At 70.5% G+C, this 25190-nt stretch carries 23 protein-coding genes; 8 read left to right on the top strand and 15 right to left on the bottom strand.

Annotation, left to right across the window (positions count from 1 at the left end; all coding sequences use genetic code 11):
• Nucleotides 1-6: 6 nt before the first annotated feature.
• Both OG589_RS22945 and OG589_RS22940 read right to left on the bottom strand, forming a co-directional pair.
• Entirely contained in the window at nt 7-2031 is a 2025-nt protein-coding gene (locus OG589_RS22945; RefSeq protein ID WP_405139319.1) for a sensor histidine kinase, read from the bottom strand.
• A 139-nt stretch (nt 2032-2170) separates the two neighbouring features.
• Nucleotides 2171-3370, bottom strand: a complete 1200-nt coding sequence (locus tag OG589_RS22940; protein ID WP_405139317.1) for an MDR family MFS transporter — start codon at nt 3368-3370, stop codon at nt 2171-2173.
• 78 nt (nt 3371-3448) lie between these two features.
• Between OG589_RS22940 and OG589_RS22935 the strand changes: the two genes are divergently transcribed.
• Nucleotides 3449-4414, top strand: coding sequence for a transcriptional regulator (locus OG589_RS22935; RefSeq protein ID WP_405139315.1), 966 nt, complete (start codon nt 3449-3451; stop codon nt 4412-4414).
• 13 nt (nt 4415-4427) lie between these two features.
• Here the strand turns inward: OG589_RS22935 and OG589_RS22930 are convergent, their stop codons facing one another.
• Entirely contained in the window at nt 4428-5747 is a 1320-nt protein-coding gene (locus tag OG589_RS22930) for an expansin EXLX1 family cellulose-binding protein (RefSeq protein WP_405139313.1), read from the bottom strand.
• A gap of 541 nt (nt 5748-6288) precedes the next feature.
• On the opposite strand from OG589_RS22930, the gene glnA reads away from it, so the two are divergent.
• Together glnA and OG589_RS22920 are read left to right on the top strand one after the other, a co-directional pair.
• Nucleotides 6289-7650, top strand: coding sequence for a type I glutamate--ammonia ligase (gene glnA, locus OG589_RS22925; protein ID WP_405139311.1), 1362 nt, complete (start codon nt 6289-6291; stop codon nt 7648-7650).
• Between the two features lie 283 nt (nt 7651-7933).
• Nucleotides 7934-8482 carry a YciI family protein gene (locus OG589_RS22920; RefSeq protein WP_405139309.1) on the top strand — a complete coding sequence of 183 codons (549 nt, stop codon included), beginning with the start codon at nt 7934-7936 and terminating at the stop codon, nt 8480-8482.
• Between the two features lie 155 nt (nt 8483-8637).
• Here the strand turns inward: OG589_RS22920 and OG589_RS22915 are convergent, their stop codons facing one another.
• Nucleotides 8638-9012, bottom strand: a complete 375-nt coding sequence (locus OG589_RS22915) for a hypothetical protein (RefSeq protein WP_405139307.1) — start codon at nt 9010-9012, stop codon at nt 8638-8640.
• Nucleotides 9013-9769: 757 nt separating this feature from the next.
• Here OG589_RS22915 and OG589_RS22910 point away from each other — a divergent pair.
• Nucleotides 9770-10501, top strand: coding sequence for a hotdog fold domain-containing protein (locus OG589_RS22910; RefSeq protein WP_405139305.1), 732 nt, complete (start codon nt 9770-9772; stop codon nt 10499-10501).
• A gap of 38 nt (nt 10502-10539) precedes the next feature.
• Here the strand turns inward: OG589_RS22910 and OG589_RS22905 are convergent, their stop codons facing one another.
• The 4 genes from OG589_RS22905 to OG589_RS22890 form a co-directional block, all read right to left on the bottom strand.
• Nucleotides 10540-11604, bottom strand: coding sequence for a DUF418 domain-containing protein (locus OG589_RS22905; RefSeq protein ID WP_405139303.1), 1065 nt, complete (start codon nt 11602-11604; stop codon nt 10540-10542).
• Between the two features lie 485 nt (nt 11605-12089).
• The gene (locus tag OG589_RS22900) at nt 12090-13382 is read right to left on the bottom strand and encodes an SGNH/GDSL hydrolase family protein (protein ID WP_405139301.1); all 1293 of its coding nucleotides are present in this window, start codon (nt 13380-13382) and stop codon (nt 12090-12092) included.
• A 17-nt stretch (nt 13383-13399) separates the two neighbouring features.
• Nucleotides 13400-13768 (bottom strand): nuclear transport factor 2 family protein, encoded by a 369-nt coding sequence (locus OG589_RS22895; RefSeq protein ID WP_405139299.1) that lies wholly within the window; start codon nt 13766-13768, stop codon nt 13400-13402.
• A 23-nt stretch (nt 13769-13791) separates the two neighbouring features.
• Nucleotides 13792-14790, bottom strand: coding sequence for a zinc-dependent alcohol dehydrogenase family protein (locus OG589_RS22890; protein ID WP_405139298.1), 999 nt, complete (start codon nt 14788-14790; stop codon nt 13792-13794).
• A 140-nt stretch (nt 14791-14930) separates the two neighbouring features.
• On the opposite strand from OG589_RS22890, the gene OG589_RS22885 reads away from it, so the two are divergent.
• Nucleotides 14931-15641 carry a TetR/AcrR family transcriptional regulator gene (locus tag OG589_RS22885; protein ID WP_405139296.1) on the top strand — a complete coding sequence of 237 codons (711 nt, stop codon included), beginning with the start codon at nt 14931-14933 and terminating at the stop codon, nt 15639-15641.
• 287 nt (nt 15642-15928) lie between these two features.
• Here OG589_RS22885 and OG589_RS22880 read toward each other — a convergent pair whose 3' ends face one another.
• Together OG589_RS22880 and OG589_RS22875 are read right to left on the bottom strand one after the other, a co-directional pair.
• Nucleotides 15929-16333 carry an ATP-binding protein gene (locus OG589_RS22880; protein ID WP_405139294.1) on the bottom strand — a complete coding sequence of 135 codons (405 nt, stop codon included), beginning with the start codon at nt 16331-16333 and terminating at the stop codon, nt 15929-15931.
• The gene (locus OG589_RS22875; protein WP_405139292.1) at nt 16330-16596 is read right to left on the bottom strand and encodes a hypothetical protein; all 267 of its coding nucleotides are present in this window, start codon (nt 16594-16596) and stop codon (nt 16330-16332) included. The genes OG589_RS22880 and OG589_RS22875 overlap by 4 nt, the downstream gene beginning before the upstream one ends.
• A gap of 225 nt (nt 16597-16821) precedes the next feature.
• Here OG589_RS22875 and OG589_RS22870 point away from each other — a divergent pair, with 225 nt between their 5' ends.
• Both OG589_RS22870 and OG589_RS22865 read left to right on the top strand, forming a co-directional pair.
• Entirely contained in the window at nt 16822-17643 is an 822-nt protein-coding gene (locus OG589_RS22870) for a Scr1 family TA system antitoxin-like transcriptional regulator (protein WP_405139290.1), read from the top strand.
• Nucleotides 17634-17819: a DUF397 domain-containing protein gene (locus OG589_RS22865; RefSeq protein ID WP_405139288.1), complete on the top strand. Its 186-nt coding sequence runs from the start codon at nt 17634-17636 to the stop codon at nt 17817-17819. Before OG589_RS22870 ends, OG589_RS22865 begins: the two co-directional genes overlap by 10 nt.
• A 64-nt stretch (nt 17820-17883) precedes the next feature.
• Here the strand turns inward: OG589_RS22865 and OG589_RS22860 are convergent, their stop codons facing one another.
• The gene (locus OG589_RS22860) at nt 17884-18363 is read right to left on the bottom strand and encodes a hypothetical protein (protein WP_405139286.1); all 480 of its coding nucleotides are present in this window, start codon (nt 18361-18363) and stop codon (nt 17884-17886) included.
• A gap of 245 nt (nt 18364-18608) precedes the next feature.
• Between OG589_RS22860 and OG589_RS22855 the strand changes: the two genes are divergently transcribed.
• On the top strand, nt 18609-19415 hold the full coding sequence (locus OG589_RS22855; RefSeq protein WP_405152101.1) for a GNAT family N-acetyltransferase: 807 nt from the start codon (nt 18609-18611) through the stop codon (nt 19413-19415).
• Nucleotides 19416-19462: 47 nt separating this feature from the next.
• On the opposite strand, the gene OG589_RS22850 is transcribed toward OG589_RS22855, so the two are convergent.
• The 4 genes from OG589_RS22850 to OG589_RS22835 form a co-directional block, all read right to left on the bottom strand.
• The gene (locus OG589_RS22850; RefSeq protein WP_405139284.1) at nt 19463-19600 is read right to left on the bottom strand and encodes a hypothetical protein; all 138 of its coding nucleotides are present in this window, start codon (nt 19598-19600) and stop codon (nt 19463-19465) included.
• A 32-nt stretch (nt 19601-19632) separates the two neighbouring features.
• Nucleotides 19633-21459, bottom strand: a complete 1827-nt coding sequence (locus OG589_RS22845) for a hypothetical protein (protein ID WP_405139282.1) — start codon at nt 21457-21459, stop codon at nt 19633-19635.
• Nucleotides 21459-23891: a hypothetical protein gene (locus OG589_RS22840; protein ID WP_405139280.1), complete on the bottom strand. Its 2433-nt coding sequence runs from the start codon at nt 23889-23891 to the stop codon at nt 21459-21461. Before OG589_RS22840 ends, OG589_RS22845 begins: the two co-directional genes overlap by 1 nt.
• Before the next feature lie 125 nt (nt 23892-24016).
• Nucleotides 24017-25189: a hypothetical protein gene (locus tag OG589_RS22835; RefSeq protein ID WP_405139278.1), complete on the bottom strand. Its 1173-nt coding sequence runs from the start codon at nt 25187-25189 to the stop codon at nt 24017-24019.
• Between the last annotated feature and the right edge of the window lies 1 nt (nt 25190).

Below are 25190 nucleotides of genomic sequence, written 5' to 3'. Positions count from 1 at the left end.
AGTGAATTATGGAGCCCTGAAGTACGACAATTCGTGAAAGGGAAGACCGTAATGCTTATTTGACACGTTTTCGTCGTCCGGAGTCTCGTCATCGGTGATCGGGAAGGTCACCTCGACGAGTGTGCCGCCCTCGGGCTCCGCCGTGATCGCGCAGGTCCCGCCCAGCTCGGCGGCGCGCTCCCGCATGGACGCCAGCCCCACGCCCGAGCGGAACTCGGCCGGCAGGCCGATGCCGTCGTCCCGCACGCGCAACCGCAGCCCGTCGGCCGAGCGGCTCAGCGTGACCACGATGGAGGTCGCCCGCGCGTGGCGCCGGGCGTTGGTCAGAGCCTCCTGGACGACCCTGTACGCGGCCACCTCGACGGCGGCGGGGAGCGCGTCCAGCTCGCCCTCCACCGTGAGGCTCGCGTCCGGCTCGGCCAGCAGCCGCACGGCCCCGGCCAGGCCCAGGTCGTCCAGCGCGGGTGGGCGCAGCCCGTACACCAGCTCGCGGATCTCCTGGGTCACCCGGTCCATGCCCGCGCGCAACCGCGCGAGCAGGCGCTCCGCCGACTCCGGCGAGTCGTGCAGCACCTTCCTCGCCATGGTCACGGACATGGCCATGTCGCCGAGGGCCTGCCCGAGGCCGTCGTGCAGGTCGCGGCGCAGGCGGCGGCGCTCCTCCTCCCGCGCGGTGAGTATCTGGTGGCGCGAGCGCTGCAGGTCGGCGGCCATGTTCGCCGCGTGGGCGACGTCGGCCACGAACGGGGTGAGCACCGAGATCATGCGCTCGTCGTGGGCGCGCGGGAAGCGCCTCAGGCCCGGCCGGCCGATGAGCATCCGTCCCACGGGCACGCCGTGCCAGACCAGCGGCACCTGGCGGGGCGACGGGCCGACCAGCCCCACCGCGACGCGACCCGGCCGCCCGCCGGCCACCTCGACCGCCACGCCCGAGACGGTGAGGGACTCGCGGGCCGTCGCCACCACGGCCGCCAGCGCGCTCGCGGGCTCGGTCGAGTGGACCTCCATGGTCAGCCGTTCCTTCAGATGGCCCGCGTCGCCGGTGTGCCCGTAGAACAGCAGGTCGGCGAGCCGCCGCAGCGCTCTCCGCAGCGGCTGGACGGTCACGCCCGCGAACAGCGCGGCGGCGAGCCCGGCGAGCTGCCCGAGGCCCAGGGCCGCCAGGCCGAGGGTGCTGACCCCGGAGTAGACCGCGCCGACCGCTACCAGCACGCCCGCCGCGATCAGCGTCCTGCTGACCAGCGTGTCGATGCCGTACAGGCGGTAGCGCGTCACCGCGATCACGATGGCGGCCGGGATCGCGGCCGTGGTCAGCATGGCGGGCACCGAGTACGGCATCCAGCCCTCGACGGCCCAGTTGGCGGCCAACGCGTACAGCAGCCAGCCCACCTGCCGCCGTCCGGTCGCGTCGGCGCTGCGGAACCGGTCGACCAGGGACAGCACGCAGGCGCCCTCGGCGACCAGGTACCAGTTCACGCCGAGGCCGCCGAGCCAGGACCCCACGGGGGCCACCGCCGCGATCTCGAAGGGGTTCGGCCCCCCGGCCGAGCCGGGCGCCCACGGCCGTACGACCTGGGAGAACGCCAGGAACAGCACCATGCCGACGGCGAGCGCCGCCACCGGGCGCCAGCGGCGGGCGGGAAGCCTGCCGTCGGGGAAGAGCAGGGGCAGCAGCAGGTCCACCGAGACGACGCACAGCGCGCCCACGACGGGGTTGTAGTCACCGATGAGCGCCGCCGTGTGCGCGTCGCCCGCGAGGCGCGACCGTTCCCAGAAGGCCTGCGACAGGCCGAGGGTCGCGGTGGTGAAGCCGCCGGCCAGCATGAGCCAGGCCAGCGGCAGCCGGGGCCGCCGCAGGGCGAGCAGCAGCCCGAGCGCGGGGTAGACGACGCCCACCACGTCGTCCCCGGTCACCACGCCGGGACGTATCCGGTCGGAGACGTCGACCTGCGACCGCAGGAGGATTCCCGCTACGACGAGGCCGGCGGACGTCACCGCCAGCGTTCCCGCCATCACGCCGAGCCCGCGCATTTCCCCGTGCCCCCCTCTGCGCTCCCGGTAGTGCGGGAGGCATCCGGAAAGTATGGGACGGCGGATGACGGGGAATCAACGCTCGCTTGCTATCGCATTTCAACCGATATAGACGGAAAAATCCGGACTGGTGGATCGGTCAGGCCGCGGCGCGGCGGCGGACGGCGGGGGCGATCGCCATCTGGCCGAGCGCGCCCAGCAGCCCGAGCGCCCCGACCGTGAGCCAGAGCGTGCCCGGGCCGATCGCCAGCAGGCGGGTGCCGATCAGCGGTGCCAGCAGCCCGCCCGCCGACCAGGCGAAACCGAACAGGCCGTTGTAGCGCCCGCGCAGGTGCGCCGGGGCGAGCGTGGCGACGACGGCGCCGGCCATGCCCGCCGTGAAGATCTCGCCGAGGGTCCAGACCGCGACGGTCGCCGCGTACCCCGCGGTCGTGGAGACGAACGCCATCAGCGCCATCCCGGCCCCGACCACGGCCATGCCCAGCGCCAGCATGGCGCTGGGGTCGCGTTTCGCCAGCCAGTGGCCCACCAGCGGCTGGACGACGACGATCAGCACGCCGTTGACCGCGATCGCGAGCCCGTACGCGGTCGTGGGCAGGCCCTGGCCGGTGATGGCCAGCGGCAGGGTGGAGTACGCCTGAAGGTAGACGAACGTGTACGCCAGGGTGATCACCACGTAGGCGACCATCAGCCGGTCCTTCAGCACCTCCCGGAAACCGCCCGCCTCGTGGGTCTTCTCCGGCCTGGTCTCGGGCACCGCCCGCCACACCAGGACGCCGAAGACCAGCGAGGTGACGGCGTCGATCCAGAACAGCCACATGAACCCCGACTGGGCGAGCCAGCCGCCCGCGATCATGGCGACCGCGAAACCGAGGTTGATCGCCCAGAACAGCAGCCCGAACGCGCGGGGACGGTCGTGCGCGGGGATCAGGTCGGCCACCAGCGCCTGCGAGGCCGGTCGGTAGGCGTCCACCACCATGCCGAGCACCGCCATCGCGGCGACGATCGCGGGCAGCGAGGTGCTGTACCCGAGAGCGATCATGGTGATGGCCGTCGCCACCATGCCTCCGGCCAGGGTCGCCCGGCGGCCCAGATGGTCGGCCAGCCAGCCCGCGACGATCTGCGACGTCAGCGAGCCGATGCCGAACACCGCCATGACCAGGCCGGCGCTCGCCAGCGACATGCCCCGGGCCTGGGTGAGGTAGACCCCGATGAAGGGCTCCACCATCGTGCCGAGCCGGTTGACGAAGGTGCCGCCGAAGAGGACCCAGAAAGCTCGTGGGAACCCTCCGATCCTGGACTGGAGAAGGGAGGGCTTGCCCGTAGGAACGCTGGTCACAGGCAAAGCCTTGGACACCTGTTCGCATCCGTGCCAGTCTTTTAGCCAGGGCTAAAAGGTGCGACGGGCGGGGGCCTCGTGGGCGTGGTGGAGTGGCGGTTCGAAGCCGATGACCTGGCGCGGCTCCGATTCGCGTTCTCCCCGATGTGGGAGCTGGTCGCCAGCCTGCGGGTGCTCCGCGCCCCCGCGCGGCACTCTGTGCACCTGGCGTGGCTGCGCGCCGTACGGCCGAGGCTCGAAGCGATCGACCTGTCCGAGCTCTTCGCCCTGGCCCCCACCTATGGGTACATGGCCGACTTCCTGACCCCGCCCCCCGACACGCCGCTGCCCGACTTCGCCGCCGAGCTCGCCCGGGTGCGGCTCACGTCCCCGGAGAAGGCCTCCGAGGAGGCCGGATGGGTGGAGACCCCCGACACCCGGTCCATCGACAGGTTCCGCGCCGACCCGGTCGGGGGGGTCCAGAGGGTGGCGGACACCCTCGGCGCCTACTGGGAGCTGGCGCTCGCGGAGTTCTGGCCGCGCGTGTACGGCCTGCTGGAAGCCGACCTGATGTGGCGCTCCCGCCGGCTCGCGACCGGAGGGGCCACGGCCCTGTTCGCCGACCTGCACCCCTTGGTGCGGTGGGAGCGCGACCGGCTGATCACCACGGGAACCTGGTGCCACTCGGGCGAGCCGACCGGCGACGGGGTGGTGCTGGTGCCCAGCGCGTTCCGCTGGCCGGACATCGCGACCATGACCGAGCCGTACCAGCCCATGCTCGTCTACCCGGCGCGCGGGGTCGGCACGCTGTGGGAGGCCGGGCCTCCGCCCGCGCCCGGCGCCCTCGCGGCGCTGATCGGCAAGACCCGCGCCCAGCTCCTTCTCTCGCTGTGCCACCCGGCGTCCACCACGGCCCTGGCCCGGCGCATGTCGCTCACGCCCGGCGCGGTCTCGCAGCACCTCACGGTGCTCAGCGGAAACGGCCTGGTCGCCCGCAGACGCCTCGGCCGCGAAGTCCTCTACCGCCGCACCGCCACCGGCGACGCCCTCGTCAGCAGCTCGTGAGCGTGCTTGGCGCTCAGCAGAAGAACGGGCGACTGGAGGGCAGCGCGGTGAACGGGGCCCGGTCGGGATCGGGGGACAGGGTGCCGTCCGAGGGGGTACCGAGGGTGTCCCTGGCCGCCGCGTGCCCCTCGTGATCGGACACCCCGGCGCCCGCCCCGGCCTCCCTGATCCCCGCGCCGGCACCCAGGCTCCCGAACCCTCCTGACCCATTGCTCCGGCTCCCGAGACCCCCCGTCTCCCCGGACTCGGGTGCTCCATGGCCCCGGCTCCCCGGCCCCACGGCTCCGGGGACCCCGGACGTGCCTGATGCCGTCTTTCCTGACCCTCCGTCCGCGGGCGGCGTGCCCCCGGACCGGCCGTCATGGTCGCCCCCGCGGGCTCTGGGCGCTCCCGCCGTGCCGTGCGGGGCGTTCCCCGGACGTTCTCGCGGCACGGGGGACGCCTTCGCCGGGCCGTACAGGCGGCGGGTCGTGCGCTGGAGCCCTCGTGGCGCGAGGCGGATGCCGCTCGCGATGACCTGCTGCCCGTACACGTCGGTGATGCGCACGGTGTACGGCCCGGTGCCGATGCCGTGGGCGGCCACCCAGTAATTGTCGAAGTCGCGGGACAGGGCCAGCCACCGGCCGTCCCTCAGGACCTCCAGCCGCTGGAGGGGGTTGCCGTGGTCGATGGCCTGGATCGCCAGCCACTGGGCCGACGAGCCCTGTTTGAGGCGGAACGCCACCGGTCTCGGGACCTCGGGATTGTGCACCGTGTGATAGCTGACCCGCGCGATGCCGAGGTCGCCGCCCGCCACGCGCGCGAAGGCCGGACGGCTCAGGTCGAGCTCGCCGGGAGCGCACGACGCGCACTCGTCGACCACCTGGACGCGCACCGTGCCGCCCGGGCCCGTCACGTCGAGATAGGCCCCGCAGGCGGCAGAACCGGCGTACTCCTCGGCGGACACGGCCGCCACCAGGTCGCCGAGCAGAGCGCCGCCGAGAGAGCAGTCGCCGCCGCGCCACCGCGCGTCGCTGGCGACCCGCTCGGCCCGCCCGGAGGCGACGCCGGCCAGGCCGCTGCCGCCACCACGGGCGGTCATGCCTTCGCCACGGGGGATCATGCCGTCACCACGGGCGGTCATGCCCTCGGCGCAGGCGCCGTTCTTGCCGGCCTGGGCCCCGAGCGCCACCAGCGTGAGCGCCGCGGCCATGGACACGGCCCACGCCAGCCGCTGCCACACGTCGGCCCGCCCGGCACCGGGCTGCCCCAGCGCCGGGCGGCGCGGCCGACCTCCGCGCGACCAAGCCGGCACCCGGCGGCGCGGCCGGTCTTCGCGCGGCGACGTGGACACCGGGCGGCGGGGCCAGGCTTCGCGCGGTGACGGCAACGTGGCCGGCCGCCACGGTCGCGACCACACGACCGGTGGCCAGCGTCGCCGCCGTAGCGGCGGATGCCAGAGTCGCCGCCGCCAGGCCGGATGCCCGGTGCGCCGCCGATCCGCGTTCATGCGCTCTCCCTCGCCGGATCTCGCCCTTGACGAATGCAGAACGGGACCATGCTGTCACATTAAGCGACGACGTACCGCCCTCGACCGTGCACTGATCTTCGACGTGGTCACCGGGGGCTCCCGGTGGATGAACGGGATGTTTCCGTGACCTGCGACAACGGGCCTCGCGGGCGGCACGGGCGCCCCGTCCGGCCGTGGCGGGGCCTGGCGGCCGGGATATGGTCGCGCGTCCGGTGCGGTCGCCTCCTCACTACGGACCCGCGTAACGTGTGCGAAACACCAAGCGGGCAGACTGGTAGATGACCAGACAAGTCTTCCGCCGACTCAGAGACGGGTTCAGCGCGACGACGATGGTGTCCGACACCGTCCGGCAGAAGGGGATGCCTTGGACCGCCAGCAGGAGTTCGTGCTCCGTACGCTCGAAGAACGCGACATCCGGTTCATCCGGCTGTGGTTCACCGACGTGCTCGGCTTCCTCAAATCGGTGGCGATCGCCCCGGCCGAGCTTGAGGGAGCGTTCGCCGAGGGCATCGGCTTCGACGGTTCGGCGATCGAGGGTTTCGCCCGTGTGTACGAATCGGACATGCTCGCCAAGCCCGATCCGTCGACCTTCCAGATCCTTCCTTGGCGCAGCGAGACGCCGGGCGCGGCCCGCATGTTCTGCGACATCCTCATGCCGGACGGCTCGCCCTCGCACGCCGACCCGCGCTGGGTGCTCAAGCGAACGCTCGCCAAGGCCGCCGACATGGGCTTCACCTTCTACACCCATCCCGAGGTGGAGTTCTTCCTGCTCAAGGGGCGTCCGGAGGAGGGCCAGAAGCCGGTTCCGAACGACTCCGGCGGCTACTTCGACCATACCCCGCACAGCTCAGGTCACGACTTCCGGCGCAACGCGATCATGATGCTGGAGGCCATGGGCATCTCGGTGGAGTTCAGCCACCACGAGGGCGCCCCCGGCCAGCAGGAGATCGACCTCCGGTACGCCGACGCGCTCACGACCGCCGACAACATCATGACGTTCCGGCTGGTCATGAAGGAGGTCGCGCTGGAGCAGGGCATCTGGGCGTCGTTCATGCCCAAGCCCTTCACCGACTTTCCGGGCTCGGGCATGCACACCCACATGTCCCTGTTCGAGGGCGACCGCAACGCGTTCTACGAGCCCGGGGCCGACTACCAGCTCTCCAAGATCGGCCGCTCGTTCATCGGCGGCCTGCTCAAACACGCCGCCGAGATCACAGCCGTCTGTAACCAGTGGGTGAACTCCTACAAGCGGCTCTGGGGCGGCGCCGAGGCCATCGCCGGCCTGGGAGGCGAGGCGCCGAGCTACATCAGCTGGGGCCACAACAACCGGTCCGCGCTCGTCCGCGTCCCCATGTACAAGCCGCACAAGGGCAACTCCACCCGCGTGGAGTTCCGGTCGCTCGACTCCGCCTGCAACCCCTACCTGGCGTTCGCGGTGATCCTCGCCGCCGGCCTGAAGGGCATCGAGGGCGGGTACGAGATGCCGCCGGGCGCCGAGGACGACGTGTGGGCGCTGACCGCCGCTGAGCGGAGGGCACTCGGCATCGAGCCGCTGCCGCAGAGCCTCGACGAGGCGATTTCGGTCATGGAGCGCAGCGAGCTGGTCGCCGAGACCCTGGGCGAGCACGTCTTCGACTACTTCCTGCGCAACAAGCGCGCCGAGTGGCACGACTATCGCCGCCAGGTCACCGAGTTCGAGCTGGGCCGCTATCTCCCGGTGCTGTGAGCGCAGGTCAGCGGCGGATTTTTTCAGCATGGAGGCGTGGGCCCAACGGCGGTGAGCCGTTGGGCCCACGTCGTCTCACTGGCTCCGGGACCGCGGTGAGGGGCATCGGCCGGTTGATCCGCGGGGGGTCGGCGGGACCAGAACAGAGCGTGGAGAGTTGGCCCCACCTACCTTGGTCATCTGCTGCTGCTTGAGGCCTGTCCATCCGGGACAGAAGGATCGCCGATGGCTCGGATGACCAAAATGGAGCCGCTTGCCGCGGCTCATGGTAACTACTCTCGGCATGGAGTTCTTCTGTTACCACCGCGATCGGCCTGGCTCCGCGGCACTGCGCGACGAGCTGCTGGAAGAGCACTGGTCCTACATGGACCGGTACGCGGCGGAGATGATCGCCCGTGGCCCGACCTTCGACCGCGACAGTGACACGGCCTCCGGCAGCGTGCACATCGTCGACCTGCCGGATCTCCCCACTGCGCGTGCGTTCGTCTTCGACGAGCCCAACTACCAGGCCGGTGTGTACCGGGACGTGCTGTTGCGCCGGTGGCGCAACGTGCTGGGGCGCACCATGTGGGATTTCCCCGGTGGCCGGGACGGTGGCAACCGATATCTCGTGCTGGGCCTCGGCTCGGGGCAGGCTGCCGACCTTGCCACACCGTCCGACCGGGACGAGCTGATCGCGTATGGGCCGCTGCTGTCCGACGATGGCAGCACCTGGCTGGGTACGGCGGTACTGGTCCGGGCGCCGGACCCGGAAACGGCACGCGCAGTCCTGACTCCGGACCTGTACGCCGACATCGAGGTCCACGACTGGGACTTCGGAGGGCGGCGGTAAAGAGCCTTGACCGTCGCCGAAGTGGGGCAGTCGCGCCGACCCGAGCGGAGGGCCTAGACGGCCGCCGTACCCCTGCCGCACCCGCCCGGGCGGATGCGGCAGGGCCCCTCATTCGCTGAAGCGGGCCAGATGGCCCACTGAGATCGCCAAGGCGCTTATTTGATGCTCTCGCACGGCAGCCCGATGCGCTTACCGTTGTCCCAGCCCGAGACGCAGTACTTGCCGACGACGGCGGGGATGGCAGTCCACTGCTGCTTGGGCTGGAACGCGCCGTTGTACCACCACTGCGTGGGGCCGTGCCGATACAGCCCGTTGGGGCCCGTTAGATCGAAGTTTCCGTAGAAGGAGCCGCTCTGGGGGTACGCCTGGACGTAAACCGTGCCGTTTTGGGGGGTGGAGAGGTACATGCAGACATTTCCGTTGCAGCCGAGGGCATCCGCCTGGGACGCGGTGGCACCCGTGAGAAGCGCCCCGGAGATCAGGGTGGCGGCCACCGCCATCGTTCCGAGTTTCGAGCCGAGTCTGTGCATGCCCTATTTCCCTTCCAGGTGTGAGCCCCACGCTTGATGGCTCGGCGTAACGAGTACAAGTGCTGTGCTGGTCATGCGCCCACTGGACACCCGCGGCCAGACGACGGTCCAAGAACGATCCCGGCGCGATCGACAACCGCCGGTCGTCACCCCGAACGCGACGACCGCGCCGGTGAACGTCAGCGCTGCCCCCGTGGCGAGCGCCGCCGTCTTCCTGAACAGAACCGCATCTCTCCTCCAGTGGCGGGATCGGTGAGGTCCCTCCAGCGAACCAGCCGCGGCGGTCCGAGCGGCAGGCGCTCGACCGGCGGTTGACCGGCGGTTAGGCCGTGGGCGGCGCGGACCTGATCGGGTACCGCCGCCCGGCGGGAAGGGGATTTGTTCCGTCGCGTGGGTGCCGGGAGGCTTGCACTCCGTTGTCACGGCCGCCCGTACGGGTGGGCCGCGCTGCCATCGCCGGCCCGGAATACGGGTGCCCGTCTCGGGAATGGGCGGCGGGGGTTGGCGGTTGGGAGGTTCGTCGCCCTGGTGGAGGATCCGGTGCGCCGGGTCTCTCGGTGGGGCGGAGGCGTGCCCGGCGCGTGGTGTTCGCCGGTCACTGTCCCGTGCGTCATGCCGCCGTTACCCCTGGCTAATGGATCTGTCATCGGAGCCTGATGCCATGAGGGTAGGGGCGTATGGATAAAATGTGACGGTATCTCACAATATTTACGATTTGTCGCTCCGTGATGTGGAGCAGCATGGGGGGTGCTTCAGCATGACGACTTCAGCCGGTCTGCGCACCGTGCTCACCGTTCCGGCGCGCTTCCGTGGTCCTGAGGGCACCGCCAACGGTGGCTGGGTCGCGGGGACGCTCGCCGAGACCCTCGCGGGCACGCTGGACGGCGCGCACGCGCTAGAGGTGACCCTGCACAGGCCGATTCCCCTGGACACCGAGCTCGCCGTCGGCCATGTGGCCAACTCCGCCTCCCTCTCGCACGGTGGCCGGTTGCTGGCCGAGGCGATCCCCGTCGCCGAGGACGTGACGCCGCCGCCGTTCGTCCCCTTCAACGAGGCCGCCCGCGCCGAGGCGGGGTTCGCCGGTCTGACCGGCCCTCACCCCGTGCCCGGCTGCTTCGTCTGCGGCCTGCGGAACCCGGGCGACGGCCTGCGGATCTTCCCTGGCCCCGTCGAGGGCACCGATGTGATCGCGGCCGGCTGGCGGGTGCCGATGACCGTCACCGACGAGGACGGCGTGGTCCCCGACGCTCTCGTCTGGGCGGCGCTCGACTGCCCCACGGGCTGGGCTCACGCGGGCTCCGGCGGCCCGGGCCTGCTGGGACGCATAACGGCCCAGGTCTTCCGGCGCGTGTACCCGAACGGCACGTACTCGGTGGTGGCTCGCGCCACGGGACGTGAAGGGCGCAAGCTCTTCGGCGAGAGCGCCGTGTACGAGACGGACGGCACGCTGGTCGCCGCCGCCAAGGCGACCTGGATAGTGCCCGCCTGACGTGCCTTGCGTGCCCGCCTGCGACATGAGCTTGGCGGTCAGGGAGTGCGGCGCAGGGGTGGGCGGTGGGCCCAGGTGGCCCAGCGCCAGAGCCATTCCAGCGGCCCTTGGCGGTAGCGGCGCAGCCAGAGCGTGGACACCAGCCACTGGGGGACGAGGATGGCTCCGGCGATCAGGAGCACCGTCGCCGAGGACCAGCCGTCCGGCGAGCCGCCGATGACGCGGGCGGCCACCAGGACGAGGAGCGTGGCGGACAGGTAGTTGGTCAGCGCCATCCGGCCCAGCGGCGCGAAAACCCCCTGTAGCGCCGGCCGGAGCGGCGTTTTGAGCAGGAGCAGCAGGGCGCACACGTACACGCCTGCGGTCAGCAACCCGGCGAGGGCGAACCAGGAGCTGAAACCGCCCGCGCCGGCGGCCCCAGACTGGATCTGCAGCCACAGGGCGGGCGCCGCCCCCGCCGCGAAGACCAGGAGAAGCGCGGCCGGGACGCGGGCGGAGCGCTCGATCCGGTCGATCACGCCGTACCGGGTCAGCGCCGAGCCCAGCAGGAACAGCCCGGGCACCAGCGGCACGCCGTTGCTGCCCAGGATCAGCGGCGCCGCGATGAGGACGGCGGCGAGCCCCGCGACGGCCCGGCGCGGCAGCCAGGTCGAGGGCAGCAGCACCAGCAGGCCGACGACGGCATAGATGGAGAGGATGTCCCCCCGCCACAGCAGGAACATGTGAGCCAGGCCCACGGGGAGCAGCACCAGGAGGCGGCGCAGCAGGAGTACCCGCGGGCGGGGGACGTGGCGTCCCGCGGACTCCAGCAGCAGCGAGAAACCGATGCCGAAGAGCAGGGAGAAGATCGGGAAGAAGCGCTGGTCGACGAACAGCCCCAGCCCAAGCCAGGAGCCGTCCTGACTCGCCGTCACCACAGGCTGTGTGACCGATACGGTGTCTACCATGTGGGCGATCGGCTTGACGTTGGCCAGCAGGATCCCGCACAGGGCGAATCCGCGCAGCACGTCGAGCGCGGCGATACGCGGCCGGCTGGAGGAAGTCGTCGTGGGCTGTCCCGGTCGCGTGGCTTCCGGCGCTGGGGGGAGCGTTTCGTGTGGCATGGGGCCTCATCCTGCGGCCCCCCGTTCCAAGGCCGGATCGGTCGAAGGTAGGGTTCGCGGCGGCCGAGACCGTACTTCCGGCCGGTTCAGCGCGCGGGCGGGGACCTTTAGCCTGGAGGGCGCGACCCCCCGGATCGACTGACCGAGGCAGAACTCGCCACCGTATTAGCCGCCCTCCTCGCTTTCTGGGCGTGGTGTGCGTGGTGGCCTTCCTGTATTTCGCCCACCCGTCGCCCGTTTGGGTGGCGCACCTGGGGCTGCCCGCATCAGGGCGGGCATCAACGCTTTCCGCTGCGGCTGAACCACCTGAGCGCCAAGGCTCGAACCGGTCATAGGGCCTTCACCGTCCTGCCGTCCAGCAGGCCCGGAAGTGCCTGCCGGGTGAAGTGGACCAAGCAGTGCTCGTAGTGGCTTGCCTGGTGAGAGCTCGTGATAATGAATTGCATCGCGTGGGCGGTTTGCTCATCGGTGTGGACCTCTCGGGGTCAGCCGAGGTCGGCGGGGTTGATGGCGTAGGCCATCGCTCGGTAGCCGGCGTCGTTGGGATGCAGATGGTCACCCGAGTCGTAGGCCGGGTTAAGCCGGTCGCTGTCGGATGGCGAGGCCATGACGCGGTCGAGGTCGACGACCGCGTCGTATTCGCCCGATCCGCGGATCCACGTATTGAGTGCCTCCCGTTTGGCTTCGCTGCGCGCGGTGTTGTAGGCCGACCCCTTCGTCGGTGGCAGCGTCGCGCCGATTACCCGCAGGCCGTGGGTGTGTGCGAGGCGGATCAGTTCGCGGTGCCCGGAGATGAGCTTGTCGATGGAGACGTCGGGGTACGGCGCGAAGATCGGGGCGGGCGGCGATGCAGCCAGCTCGCTGATCCCGAGGTCGTTGACCCCCTCCAGGATGAGGACCGTGCGCACGCCGGGCTGGCCCAGGACATCCCGCCGGAACCGCGAGGTGGCGGAGTCGCCGAACCAGGCGGAGTCGACGGTGACGCGGTTGCCGGCGATGCCCTGGTTCAGCACAGGGCGAGGTCTGCCGGCGGAGGCCAGCCGTTCGGCGAGTTCGTCGGGGTAGCGGTTGTTGGCGTCCGTGGCGCTGGTGGCTCCGTCGGTGAGCGAGTCGCCGAAGGCGACCACGCCGTTGCGTGGCGCCGCACTGATGACGTCCACGCCGCTGAGGTAGTACCAGGACTGTGAGGTGTCGGTGAACGCCGTGCCGCCGGTGTCAGCGGTGTGATCGCCGGTGGCTCGATAGGTGGTCGCGAGGGCCTGGGCGTGGTAGGTGGCCGGGCCGGTCGGCTGGTTCACGAAGAGCGTGATGGTGAACGAGTCCAGGGCGGCCAGCCGCAGCGACATCGGGTCGCTCGCGAGTTCGGCCCTGGCCGGGATGGTGAAGGTCCGCTTCCCGTGGACGGTCAGGTGGCGTAGCGATCCTGGTTCGACGGCGGCCCCGCGCGAGGTGCGGGCGATGGTGGCGCGGGCGATGGTGAGCGGGGTGGTGCCGTAGACGTTCGACAGCCGGACCCGGGCCGCCTTGCCGCCGGCGCTGATCCGGACGATCTGGCGGACGGTCTGGCGGGCGAAGCCTTGCTCCGACCAGTTGGGGGCGAAACCGGCGCTGGGACGTTGTGGCGAGGCGCTCCAGGTCGCGGTCCAGAGTGTGGTCCGGCCGTGCGAGGTCGCGGCGGGCGGTTGCGCGGTGGTGGGGAAGGCGGCAGCGGTGCCGGCCACCAGAGTGGCAAGGATGGTGGCCGTGACGGCCAGCAGTCGTCGTGTCGCGGATGGCATGGTTCTCCAGGCGGTGGTCAGCCGTTGGTGGCGTCGAAGAAGGCGTAGAGGTGGCGGATGCGGCCGCCGGTGAAGATGGCGACATCAGAGCCGGTTGCGGCGGGGGCGTCGGCTTCGAGGGCGCCGAACTGCCAGAAGAACCGCGCTTGGTGGTGGTGCGCGTCGACCGGGGTGGTCAGGCTGAACCGGAAACCGGGCGGGATCCGCTGCTGCAGGCCGGCGAAGGCCGCATCCAGCGCGTCGTGTCCTTCGACAGCGATCTCCGGGTCGGTGTAGGTGCAGTCCGGGGTGAGGATCTTCTCGATGGTGGCGCGGCGCCGGGCGGCGTCGGTGTCGTTGATGGCGTCGATGAACTGGTGGATGAGGTCGGCGTAGGAGGTGCTCATCAGGTGTCTTCCTTTCTCGCCGCTCAATGCTGGACGGTGACGACGATCTTGCCGACCTGGTGGTTGGACTCCATGTACCGGTGGGCCTCGACGATGTCGGCCAGGTCGAAGGTGCGGTCGATCACCGGGGTGAGCGCTCCGGCGCGCAGGCCGTTGGCGATGAAGGCCTCGGCCCGGCGGGTGCGCTCGGTGTCGGCGAACAGGTGGAAGATGGCGTAGCCGTACACGTTGACCGGCCACCACATCGGCAGCGGGGTGGGCCGTCCGTCCAGCGAGCCGTAGACGATCAGCATGCCGTCCGGGGCCACGGCCCGCGCCAGATCGGGCAGGCCGGGACCGGCGACCCCGTCGAAGACCAGCCGCGCGCCCCGGTCGCCGGTGAGCGCGTGGATCTGCTTGACCACCTCGCCGTCGTCGCCGGCGATCACATGCGCGGCGCCCGCCTGCAGGAGCCGGTCGGTCTTGGCGCCGGTCCGGGTCACCGCGATGGGCGTGGCGCCCAGGTAGGCGGCGATCTGGATGGCCGCCAGACCGACGCTGCTGGAGGCGGCCGTGATGACCACGGGATCGCCGGGTTGCAGTCGCCCGACTTCGACCAGGGCGCCGTAGGAGGTGAAGGCGGGCACCCAGATGGCCGCGCCGGTCACGGCGTCCATGCCATCTGGGCGGCGGATCAGCCGGTGCGCCGCCACGATGGCCCGGTCGCCGTAGATCCCGTGGATCGACATCCCGTCGTCGTTCGGCTTGGCCACGATGCTGACCGCGTCACCGACCGCGACTCCGGGAACGCCCGGCCCGACGGCTTCCACGACGCCGGCGGCCTCGGTGCCCAGGCGCGAGGAGGGCAGCACCGCGTCGTAGTAGTACCGGCCGGTGCGCAGGAACACCTCGCCCCGGTTGAGGCCGAACGCGTCGATGCGCACCCGCACCTCGCCGGGACCGGGCTCACCGATCTCCACGTCCGCGAGGTAGAGCACCTCGGGACCGCCAAGCTCGTCGAACAGCACTGCCTTGGCTTTCATCACGCAAATCCCCTCGGTCTGGTGTTTCGGTCACTGCTGGCAGACCGGCGACACCTCAACAGAGTGTTCGCCGTTCAAAGAGAGAACGCCGTTCAAACTTAGTGCGCCGTACTCTAACGTAGCGGTGTAAGCTGTCAAGCGTGCAAGAGCAGACAGTGGGCCGACGGGCACGGTTGCGGGCGCAGACCACCGCGGAGATCAAAGCCGTCGCGCTCAAGCACCTGACCGAGGGCGGCCCCGACGCGGTCTCGCTGCGCGCGATCGGCCGCGAGATGGGCATGAGCGGCAGCGCCATCTACAGCTACTTCGAGACCCGGGACGCGTTGATCACCATCTTGATCAACGACATCTACACCTCGCTGCTGGACCAGGTGGAGACCGCACGCGACACCGTCGCCCCCGACGACATCGCCGGCCGGATCCTGGCCTGGGGGGAAGCCGTACGGGCGTGGTCGCTGGCCAACCCCGAAGGCTTCCGGCTGATCTATGGCGATCCGGTCGCCGGTTACCACGCGCCGACCGGCGGTCCTGCCCCCGAGGCCGCCAAGCGCGCCTGCCTGGGACTCACCGAACTCGCCGCCGCCGCTTGGCCGTACGCGAAAGGCACTCAGCCATCCACCGGCCATCAGTGGTCGGACTTCTCACCAGGCCTGGCCGCCACCGTACGCGAGCATTTCCCCGACCTGCCCCCGGCCGCGGTCGCCCTCGCCTTGCGCATCTGGGGCCGCATGCACGGCCTGATCTCTCTGGAGGTCTACGGCCACCTTCACTTGCAGACCAGCGATCCCGCCAAGCTCTACCATGCCGAGCTGCTCGACCTCATCAGATCTCTGGGGCTCGAAGCAGGTTGACCGACGGCCAGCGCCAAGCCGCCCGGCGATCTGCTGGACGCTGTAAGGACTTGCCCGTCCGCCCGCCCCTTCCGCCCCGCCCGCCCCTTCCGGCCTTTTAGGGGGCCACTGCTCGGGTGGGTAGCCCCGGTGCCCCACCCAAATGGGTGCGGGGTGGGCCATATGCAGAACAGGCAATCGCGCACGGAACTCTGTTTCGAATCAGGCGCAAGCGGGAGCACGGTGGCACGGCGGAATCGCCATGAAAAATTCGGGATTACGCAATACCGCTCGCGATCTGGCAGAGCCTAGCGAGGGACCTCGAACCAGACGGATCGCCCCGCCTCATCCTGTTCCCAGCCCCAGGACGACGACAGTTCCCTGACCAACCACAGTCCCCGGCCGTTCTCCTGGAGCGGGTCGACCTGTTCGGGGATCTGCGGAATGGCGCCGGCCGAGCCACCGTCGATCACCTCGACATGCAATGCGTGACCGTTGTCGCTCACCACCAGTCGCATCACTCCATAAGCTCCGCGCCCGGAGTCCGAGTACCGCACGGCATTGGCCAGCAACTCGCTGACGAGCAGTTCCACGTGTTCGATTTCCTTGAATCCCGCCGCGTCCAGGAGTCTCCGTACGAACGCCCGTGCCACCGGCACCGAACTCGTCCTGGCCGGGAGATCGACGGCGCCCAGAAGGGTCATGGTCCTCATTGCGCCGCTCCCCAGATGTGATCCGCCGCATCGTCCGCCAGCGCCCGTACCCGCCGGCTCTCGCCCCGGCCCCACGTGAAGAACCACACCCCCTTACGCCGTAGTGCCATGACCCTCAGCGAGCCGCACGGCCGGGGAACCAGCAGAACCGGCTCCTTCCTGGGTGCCAGCTCGACCGCCGTGCCGAGACCGCGCCTGCGCAGGTCCCACGCCAGCCGGATCAGGTGAATGAACTCCTCTTCCTGCCGTTTACCTGCATCCATGGACAATCCTCCTGATCTTCCCCGGCCCCCGATGAATGGATACGAATTGGCCGCCCGATGTGCGCGGTATGGCCGCGAGCCCCTCATCCGATGCGGATTTTCTCTGCCAAGGGTGCAGGTGGAGGAGTAGATTAAAAAGGGAAATGGCCTCACGGTCTCACCACATTAACGGTGAGATCTGGGTGGTATTCGTGAGATGGAGTGAGACCACCGGAGAAAAGGGATATGCCTAACCCAATCGAGATCAACCCCGAAGAATCGCCTCAGGCGCGTTTCGCCTATGAGGTACGCGAGCGTCGCCTTCAAGCGGGATGGACGCAATTGCAGTTGGCGCGCATGCTGACCGTGTCCGTGAGCACCGTGGGCATGCTCGAAACGCTCAAGCGCAAGCCCGAACGACGCTTCGCGGAGGGGTGTGACAGAGCGTTCAAGCTCGATGGTGTCTTCTACGAGCTGTGGAAGAGGACAAGATGGGACACGGCTCCCGAGCACTTCCGAGACTTCCTGGCACTGGAGATGCAGGCGTCCGCGCTTCAAGTCTGGGATCCTCTGCTGATCCCCGGGCTCTTCCAGACCGAGTCGTACGCCAGGCGGATCTTCGAGGATGAGCCGGGTATCACGCCGGAGCTGATAGAGCAGCGGGTCGGTAACCGCTTGCAGCGTCAGGCCATGCTGTCACGCGAGAACGCGCCCATGGTCTGGAGTCTCATAGACGAAGGGGTTCTCCATCGCCCCATGGGCGACGCAAAAATGATGCGTGAGCAGCTGGATCGGCTCCTGGAGATGGCCAGGCATCCACGAGTGACGATTCAGATCGTCCCCTACGCCGCATGGTCGGCGGTCGGTCTCCAGGCGTCTTTCACGATTGCCGAGCTGCGCGGCGCCCCGTACAGCGTGTATGTCGAGAGCGCACCGCGCGGTCTAACGGTGGGAGACCGTGAGACCATAGCAGCACTAGTAGGGCGATATGACGCCTTACGAGCTGCGGCCTTCCCACAGAACCTATCGCTCGGCATCGTCAAGGAAGTGATGGCGCAATGGATCTGAGTAACGCGAAGTGGCGTAAGTCCTCCTGGTCTAGCGGCGACGGCGGAACATGTGTAGAGGTGGCCTCCAACCTGCCCGGAGTCGTCGCCGTCCGTGACAGCAAGAACCCCGACGGGCCCGCTCTCGTCTTCACCCCCACGCAATGGCACGCGTTCCTTCGGGGGATGAAGGCTTAAAAGCCGCTGACGCGATGAGCTGGGGCAGCGGCCGGCGGAGGACCGGCCGTCCCTGGCTGCCTGGCTAACCGCAGTGCGTCCACTTGCCTTCTGGGGTGCCTCCGTGGACGGCGGGCTTGGAGCCGATCCTGACCGCCCCGGTGAACTGGACGCACAGGTTGTCGGCGGGAGCGTACACCGGGCCCGCGAACCATTTGTACTTCGCGCTGCCATCGGCGACCCCGGTGTCACGGCCGTCGTACTTCTTGTTCCCGTTCCTGTCCACGAAGAGCGCGACGTACAGATAGCTCGTCTTTCCGACGTAGGAGCCTGCCACCCGGGCAATGGCGCATTTCCTGTGCGCGGTGCGGCTGTGGTACAGCGTGACGGTGCCGTACGCCTTCCCGTCCTTCGCGCCTTTCGCAATGGGATAGGTGGCTACCTTGCGGTACGAATGTCCGCAGGCGCCCTGGGGGAAGGCCTGCGCGGGACCGGCGGGCACCAAGGTGAGGGCGGCCGTGGCGGCCAAGGTCATGCCGCCCGCGACCCAACGAGTGATCTTCAAGGGCTCTCGCCTGACTTCTCAGGAGATGGTTATGGATCATCCCTAATAAGCGAATAAGTGGGTGATCACGCTAGCATGGCCGCCTTTGGAGCTCCCAACACGACGAGCTGAGGCAGCGCCGGGGAGCCGTAGCCCAGCTTCGCGCTAGGGCGTGTATCGAATGTGCTGGTCGCCGACGTGACACCGTCGGCGAGCGATCCAAAATCACGTGCAACCTGCGCCCAGTCATGATGGGATCATTCGTGATGAATGTCCATTTTCTCAATGACGCCGACTTGACGGACAGGATGGAGCAGAATCTGGCGGAACATGCCTGTCACCTGCATCGGAGCATGAGCGGTGCGACCGTTACAGAGACTGATGACCTCCTAGTCGCCGACAGCAGCCTGGACGACGACACTTTCAACATCGTTGCCGCGGCCCGCTTCACCGTCACCACCGCTACGGCACGTATCACCGAGACCGCCCGGACACTGGCTCGCACCGGCCGCCGCTTCTCCTGGTGGGTGGGGCCCGCCTCGAGGCCACCGGACCTCACCGCCCGCCTGACGGCGGCTGGTCTGCCAGCATCCGAACGCGAGACGGCGATGTGGGCCGAGCTGGACGACACCCTGCCGCTGCCCGCCGCCCCAGGACTGGACATCCAGACGGTGGCCACGCCCGAACAGCTCGCCGACTACGCCGCGGTTCTCGCCGCGAACTGGACCCCGCCCGCTGACACCGTCCGCCGCTTCTTCACCCAGGCCGCCCCGCAGGCCCTGGCCGCGCACTGTCCGGCCCGTTACCTGGTCGGCTACGTAGACGGCCGTCCGGTCTGCTCGGCCGAAGTGTTTCATCACGCGGGGGTTGCCGGGATCTACAACATCTGCACCCTGGCCGCCCACCGCCGACGCGGCTACGGCGGTGCCATCACACTCGCCGCACTCCACACGGCCCGCGACCGAAACCACCACATGGCGGTCCTGCAGGCGTCCACCGACGGCGAGCCCGTCTACCGCCGCCTGGGATTCCGCTCCTGCGGCCAGTTCACCGAACACACCATCAACCCCTGAACACCCCGAACTCCACAAGCCACCGCCCACTTTCACAACGATCCTGGTCACAGCCACTCGTTGATGGCCGCGACGAGAACGGTCGCCTCGTAGCGGACCGCGAGCTTGTCATACCTTGTGGCAACCGCCCGGTGCCTCTTGAGACGATTGATGCCGCACTCGACCGCGTGGCGTGCCGAGATCATCCCACGCCCGAGATCCACTTTCGATACACGCCCTAGGCGCCTATATAGGCGTTGAGCAGTGAGAAGGCGCGAAGGGTCAGCAGGGTCAGGGCGGCGGCACTGAGCAGGGCCGAGGTGCCGAAGATCGACCAGCGGAAGAGCCGGTAGGTGAGCGGCACCTTTCCCTCGCCGCCCCTGCCGGGCGTCCACGGGTGGCGCAGGTCGGCCATGCCGAGATCATCCTCGCCACCCGCGTCCCTGTCATCTCCACCCGCGCCCGGATCACGGTCTCGGCTCCCGTTGTGGTCCCCGCCCAAGCCACTACGCCCGTTCGGAGACACGCCGTTCGAGGCCGGCCCCGGCAGGGGCAGGCCGGTGAGCCAGGCCAGCAGGCGGCCGATCGCGCGCTCGTCGGCGGGAAGGCCGGAGGCGAGGTAGCGCACCTCGCCGGCCGTCCTGGCCAGGTCGCGCACCATGTTGCCCAGCCCCACGCCGTCGAACCAGCCGGGCAGCCGGTCGGCGTCGCGTCCCACGTCGGTGCCTCGGAGCAGGTCGGCCTTGGTGACCACCACGGCGACCCGTTTCTGCCGTCCACCGTCCGCGCGCGCGGCGAGCTCGTTCCTGACCCGCTGGAAGGTGTCGGAGGGATCCTCGGCGGAGAGCACGACCCCGGCGCCTTCGAGTGACTGCCGTTCGGCGGCCGTCAGGCTCTCCTGCACCAGCGGGAGGGCGAACGGGTCGACCACGATGAGCATCGCCTCGCCGTGGGCGAGGTAGCTCATCGCCTCGACCTGCGTGGCCCCGGTGAAGCCCTCGCCGGACGGGTCGAAGAGGTACAGGATGCGGTTCCCGCTGCGGGTTCTGGAGCCGGGCAGCGTGATGTCCACCATGGTGGCGGACGGCGCCGCGGTCGTGGTCTTGGAGACCCTCCCAAGCCGCAGCTCCCGGCGGAACCGGGCGAAGGCCATCTCGTCGCCCTGGACCACGAAGCCGGCGCGGCCCCGGGCGTCCTTCACCACGCCGTGGAGGGCGTTGATCGCGAGCACCATGAACGTCGTCTTGCCCGCGTCGGGCCCGCCGACGAACGGCAGGGGCTCGATCCTGGCGCGTCCGATCCGATGCGGCAGGGCGCGCTCGCAGACTGGGCAGTACGCCTGGAGGCGGAAGCGGCCGAGCACGATCGCGGTGGGGAGCCGCGTGCCGCACCGGCACACGTGCCTGAACGCTCCGTCGCGGTTCGGAGTCAGGCGCCGGTGCCGCTCGCCGCAGGTCGGGCACGCGTACTCGGGCAGCGCGATACGGGCGTAGCACCCGGGGTGCGGGCAGGTCTGCAGGATCCGCCGCGCCCGCATGAAGATCTGCTCCACGCCGAGCAGGAGCAGCACGCAGACGACCCACACCAGCAACCCGGCCGCGAGGACCAGCGCGTACGCGGAGGTGAACGCCAGCCCGACGGCCGCGAGCGGGATCACGGCCAGGGCGAGGCCTGCCACGACGGCGAGCCAGACGGGGAGCAGGAAGAAACCCTGGACGTTCGTCATGAGCCGCCGCGTCACCGTGCTCAGCGCCGTTCTGGCCGCCTCGGCGATCGCGGGGACGGCGGATCGGAGGATCTGCCACCAGTCCAGCGACCCCTGACTGAAGAGGTATTGCCGATAGGTGGGGTCCCGTTTCTCGTCCCCCGTTCCCGGGACCGCGGGGGACGCTCCGCTCGCCGTCGTGGGAAACAGCACCCGCCCGGCACGCAGGAAGTAGTACCCGGTCCCCGCCAGCGTGGCCGCGACCAAGGTCAGCGCGCACACGATCGGGAACCCGTACAGGAACCCGAAATACATGCACGCGACCCATAACGCGATCAAGAACACGGCGACGAGCGGCATCAGCGGGCCTCTCGTTTCCAGGGTGGGCCGCGGCGGGCCTTGGCCATTTCCCTGAGGCCGGCCGCCAGCTCGCCGTCATGCTTGAAGTGCGACTCCACCGACCCGAACAGCGACCAGCTGCTGAGCTGCGACCGCGCCCAGGCGTCCAGGTCGGGTACGGTCGCCGCCGCCAGGTGGAGGCGGACCGCGACCTCCAGCAGGGCCATCTGCTCGTCGCGGCCCCTGCGGCCGTCCAGCCAGGCGCGCGTCAGCCCGGCTCGCCCGGCCTGCGGCGACTCCTTGACCACCTCGGCCCTGAACCTCGGATCCCGCCGGGTCAGCGCGCGCGCGGCGGCGGCCACCGCCTCGCGGAGCAGCTCCTCGTCCGCGTCCTGGCCGAGGCCCTCCAGCCGCTGGAGCAGCGCCGCCGCGTCCCGGGGCCGGGCGGCCTCGCCGACCCCGGTCGCCAGGAGCACCACCTCGGCGTCCGTGGCGGGGTACCCGGGCACGGTGTCGCGTACCAGCCCGGCGAGCCGCACCACCTCGGGGTCCTCGAAGCCCGCCGCCAGGAACGCACGGATCGGCAGGTCGCTGAGGTGCGGCGAGACGCTCATGGCGTTCCCGAGCCTGCCGACCAGCGCTGAGCATTCGGCGGTGCCGGGCGGGGCCTCCCAGACCGACAGCAGGGCCGCGTCGCGGACCGCCGACAGGTCGTCGTGCACGCCGGAGCCCAGCCTGATCAGCATCACCGTCGCGTCGATCCGCGAGATGCGCTCGCGCCGTACGAGGGAGAGCACCACGGCCGTGCCGGTGCGCGGCGCGTGCGACAGGTCGCGCGACTCCAGCCGCGCGCACACCGCGTCCGACAGCATCCGGTGGCGGACGCCGGCCGTCGCCTCCTCCATCCCGTGGACGGCCCCGGCGAGCACGGCCTCGCGCAGGTCGACCGGCACCCGTTCCAGCAGGGGCCCGAGGTCGCCCCTGCCGTCGCGGACCAGCGACCGCGCGGCGCTCCCGAGGTCGGCGGCGGCCACGGGCGCCCCGACCGCGTGGGCGATGCCCGCCGCGCGTCCCAGCTCGTCCAGGTCGCGGGCGGCGGCGAGCGCGCGTGCGGCCTCGCGGCCGAGCGCGTCCCGGGTCTCCTGCCGCCGCGCCGGCCGGGGCGGGGGCAGGGTGTGGTCGCGCAGGGCCAGTACGGCGCACCGCGCGGCGCAGCGTTCCGCGGTGTCGGACGGGGCGAGGTCGCGGACGGCCGAGGCCAGCTCGTAGCCCATCTGGCCGGACATCCGCCCGAGGTCCCGCCACAGCCATTCGGGGAGGTCCCCGGAGAGCGTGCGGGCGATCGCCGCCTGCTCCTCGGCGGTCACGCTCGCGTCCCCCCGGCAGAACGCCAGCAGCGCCGCGCCCGTCTCCGGATCGAACCCCGCCGCCCCCGCGCCTTCCACCCCCGGGCCGTAAGCCCCGCGCGCGGACGCCGTGGTCGCCGCCGGGGCGTACGTCTCGCGGCCGGGTGAACCGGGTGAAGTGGCCGTGTCCAGAGCGGGGGCGGCACGTCCGAGTTGTTCTTCCAGGGCCCCGAGCTCGCTGATCGCGTCGATTCCGGCCAGGTCCGACCGGCGCCAGCAGTCCGTCACCGTGCGGGCGAAGCGGCCCAGAGACGCGAAGCGTCCGGGCGAGGGGAAGCGGCCGAGAGGGGGGTGCGCGTCCGGGGGGTCGTCCAGCCGTACGACGGCGGCGTCGATGTCGGACGGCATCCAGACGTCCGGGGTCGTGCCCACGATCACGTAAGGGGCGGTGCCGGGATCGGCGCTGTAGGTCAGGAACGGCAGACGGGCCGCCACCGGCCACGGCAGGGAGTACGAGATGACCGCGATCCACCGCACGATCTCCTCGACGTCGGCGGAGACCAGAACGAGGCGGCCGTGCCCCCGCGAGAGCGCCGTCCCGACGATCTCAAGCAGGACGCCGAGCCGCGTGTAGGCTGCCTCGCCCCCGCGCGCGAGCCAGGCGGCGAGCGACTCGGGGTCCACGCGGTCGCCGGGCAGCGGGTCGGCGAGCTCGGGCAGGGCCGTGCCGGGAGGCGCGGGGACGTCCGACCACAGGGACGCCTGCCAGAACTCGACCGGCCGCAGCCCCGTCAGCTCCCCGGGGCCGGCGACGACGGCGTGGCCGAGGAAGTTGCCGTACCGGCCGGAGTAGTCCTGGCCGAGGTAGACGCAGCGGGTGAGCACGCTCAGCTCGCCCAGCATGCCGTACGCCAGGGCGACGGGCAGCTCGGCGACCTGCGCGGGGGTCGGGGCGAGCGGGGCGTCCGGCGGGGGCTTGTAGGCGAGGTACGCGGCGACCTTGCCGGCGAGGCCCGGAGGAAGCCCCGGCGACTCGGCGACGAACTGGAACCCGGCGCGCCCGGACGGCCCGGCCTCCGCCGAGGTGTAGTGCAACTGCCACGCCACCACCCCTCACCCCCGCCCGCAATCAGGCGCACCGAACCCCCGAGACCGAGAACCCCGCATCCCGACCCCGTGGAACCGGAAGCCGCGGGTGGGGAGATCGCAGTACGGCCCGGGGCAGGCGGGGGTCATCTGCGGGCTCCGGTGAGCATGCCGAATCTGTACAGGAGCCACAGCAGGGGATCCTCGACGCGGTAGGGGCGGATGCCTCCGGGGCCCACCGCGTCGCGCCCGGGGACCCCGCCCAGGGCCGAGAGCCCGAACAGCGCGAAGTCGGTGAAGTGCTGACGCAGGTAGCGGTCGACCATCCCCGCCTGCCACTCGTCCAGCAGGGCCCTGACCTGCTCGTGGACCGCCTCCCTGTCGTCCAGGTCGAGCGTGCCCGAGGGGGTGCGCGCCCGGTGCAGGGCCGACTGCGCGTCCATGCCCTCCTGCAGCGCGTCGATCTTGCTGAGCGCCACCGCGACGGGCACCTTCAGCCGCCCCGACCCGGCGCGGTCGCGCAGCAGCTCGGTCACCCGGCTGATGACGTTGATCGGGTCGCTGTCGGGGTCGCCCGCGTTGACCCCGCTCCCGGCCTGGGCCGGGCCGCTCAGCGAGGCCTTGGCCCCCGGCAGCTCCATCGGGTCGACCAGGAAGATGATCGCGTCCGCCGCGTTGAGGTAGCGCAGGTGCGTCTCGGTGGACTCGCGGCTCCGAAGGTCCTCGCCCGCGGTGTCGAACAGCACCAGGGTCAGCGACATCGTCCTGGTGCGCAACCGCCCGGGCACCGTGCGGGTGAGCAGGTACACCAGCGGGTCGCGCGGCTCGGTCGCGGCGGGACGCGTGGTGCTGAGCAGCCGCTGCTCGCCGTAGAGGGGACGGGCGAAGTCCTGCTTGTAGCGGGCGATCGTGCGGTCGTCGCAGGCCACCAGCGATGCGTCCAGCTCCGCCCCGACGCGGTTGGTCAGCTCGTGCAGCAGCACCGCGATGTAGGTGCTCTTGCCCGACCCCTTGGCCCCGACCAGCGCGACGATCCTGCCGGGGTTCGCGCAGTACTCGGCGGGCAGCCGGTTGTGGCACTCGGGGCACGCCCGCCACCCGGTGGAGCGCCCGCAGTCGGGGCAGTCGGCCCGGCGCCCTGGCCTGCGCACCGAGAAGACCGGGGGCAGGGACGCGGCGGCGGGGGAGCCGAGGTACTCGGCCAGGGTCTCGTCCAGCCGCGCGTCGCAGCCGCCGCCGCGCCCGGCCCTGCCCGCGCAGCGGAACGCGATGCGGTTGCGGTCGAGCCGGGCGAAGCAGAACGGGCAGGTGATCTCCAAG

Origin of the sequence: Sphaerisporangium sp. NBC_01403, assembly GCF_045040145.1 — a bacterium.
GTDB lineage: Bacteria > Actinomycetota > Actinomycetes > Streptosporangiales > Streptosporangiaceae > Sphaerisporangium > Sphaerisporangium viridialbum.
The sequence above is the reverse complement of the archived record's forward strand: the minus strand, read 5'-3'. Positions and strand labels throughout refer to the sequence as shown.

Bases quoted from the DNA above. Each gene is read 5' to 3' on its own strand.
- OG589_RS22945 (WP_405139319.1), bottom strand. From the start codon at position 2,031: ATGCGCGGGCTCGGCGTGATGGCGGGAACGCTGGCGGTGACGTCCGCC.
- OG589_RS22920 (WP_405139309.1), top strand. From the start codon at position 7,934: ATGGAGTTCTTCTGTTACCACCGCGATCGGCCTGGCTCCGCGGCACTG.
- OG589_RS22915 (WP_405139307.1), bottom strand. From the start codon at position 9,012: ATGCACAGACTCGGCTCGAAACTCGGAACGATGGCGGTGGCCGCCACC.
- OG589_RS22910 (WP_405139305.1), top strand. From the start codon at position 9,770: ATGACGACTTCAGCCGGTCTGCGCACCGTGCTCACCGTTCCGGCGCGC.
- OG589_RS22905 (WP_405139303.1), bottom strand. From the start codon at position 11,604: ATGCCACACGAAACGCTCCCCCCAGCGCCGGAAGCCACGCGACCGGGA.
- OG589_RS22900 (WP_405139301.1), bottom strand. From the start codon at position 13,382: ATGCCATCCGCGACACGACGACTGCTGGCCGTCACGGCCACCATCCTT.
- OG589_RS22895 (WP_405139299.1), bottom strand. From the start codon at position 13,768: ATGAGCACCTCCTACGCCGACCTCATCCACCAGTTCATCGACGCCATC.
- OG589_RS22890 (WP_405139298.1), bottom strand. From the start codon at position 14,790: ATGAAAGCCAAGGCAGTGCTGTTCGACGAGCTTGGCGGTCCCGAGGTG.
- OG589_RS22880 (WP_405139294.1), bottom strand. From the start codon at position 16,333: ATGAGGACCATGACCCTTCTGGGCGCCGTCGATCTCCCGGCCAGGACG.
- OG589_RS22875 (WP_405139292.1), bottom strand. From the start codon at position 16,596: ATGGATGCAGGTAAACGGCAGGAAGAGGAGTTCATTCACCTGATCCGG.
- OG589_RS22870 (WP_405139290.1), top strand. From the start codon at position 16,822: ATGCCTAACCCAATCGAGATCAACCCCGAAGAATCGCCTCAGGCGCGT.
- OG589_RS22865 (WP_405139288.1), top strand. From the start codon at position 17,634: ATGGATCTGAGTAACGCGAAGTGGCGTAAGTCCTCCTGGTCTAGCGGC.
- OG589_RS22855 (WP_405152101.1), top strand. From the start codon at position 18,609: ATGAATGTCCATTTTCTCAATGACGCCGACTTGACGGACAGGATGGAG.
- OG589_RS22850 (WP_405139284.1), bottom strand. From the start codon at position 19,600: ATGATCTCGGCACGCCACGCGGTCGAGTGCGGCATCAATCGTCTCAAG.
- OG589_RS22845 (WP_405139282.1), bottom strand. From the start codon at position 21,459: ATGCCGCTCGTCGCCGTGTTCTTGATCGCGTTATGGGTCGCGTGCATG.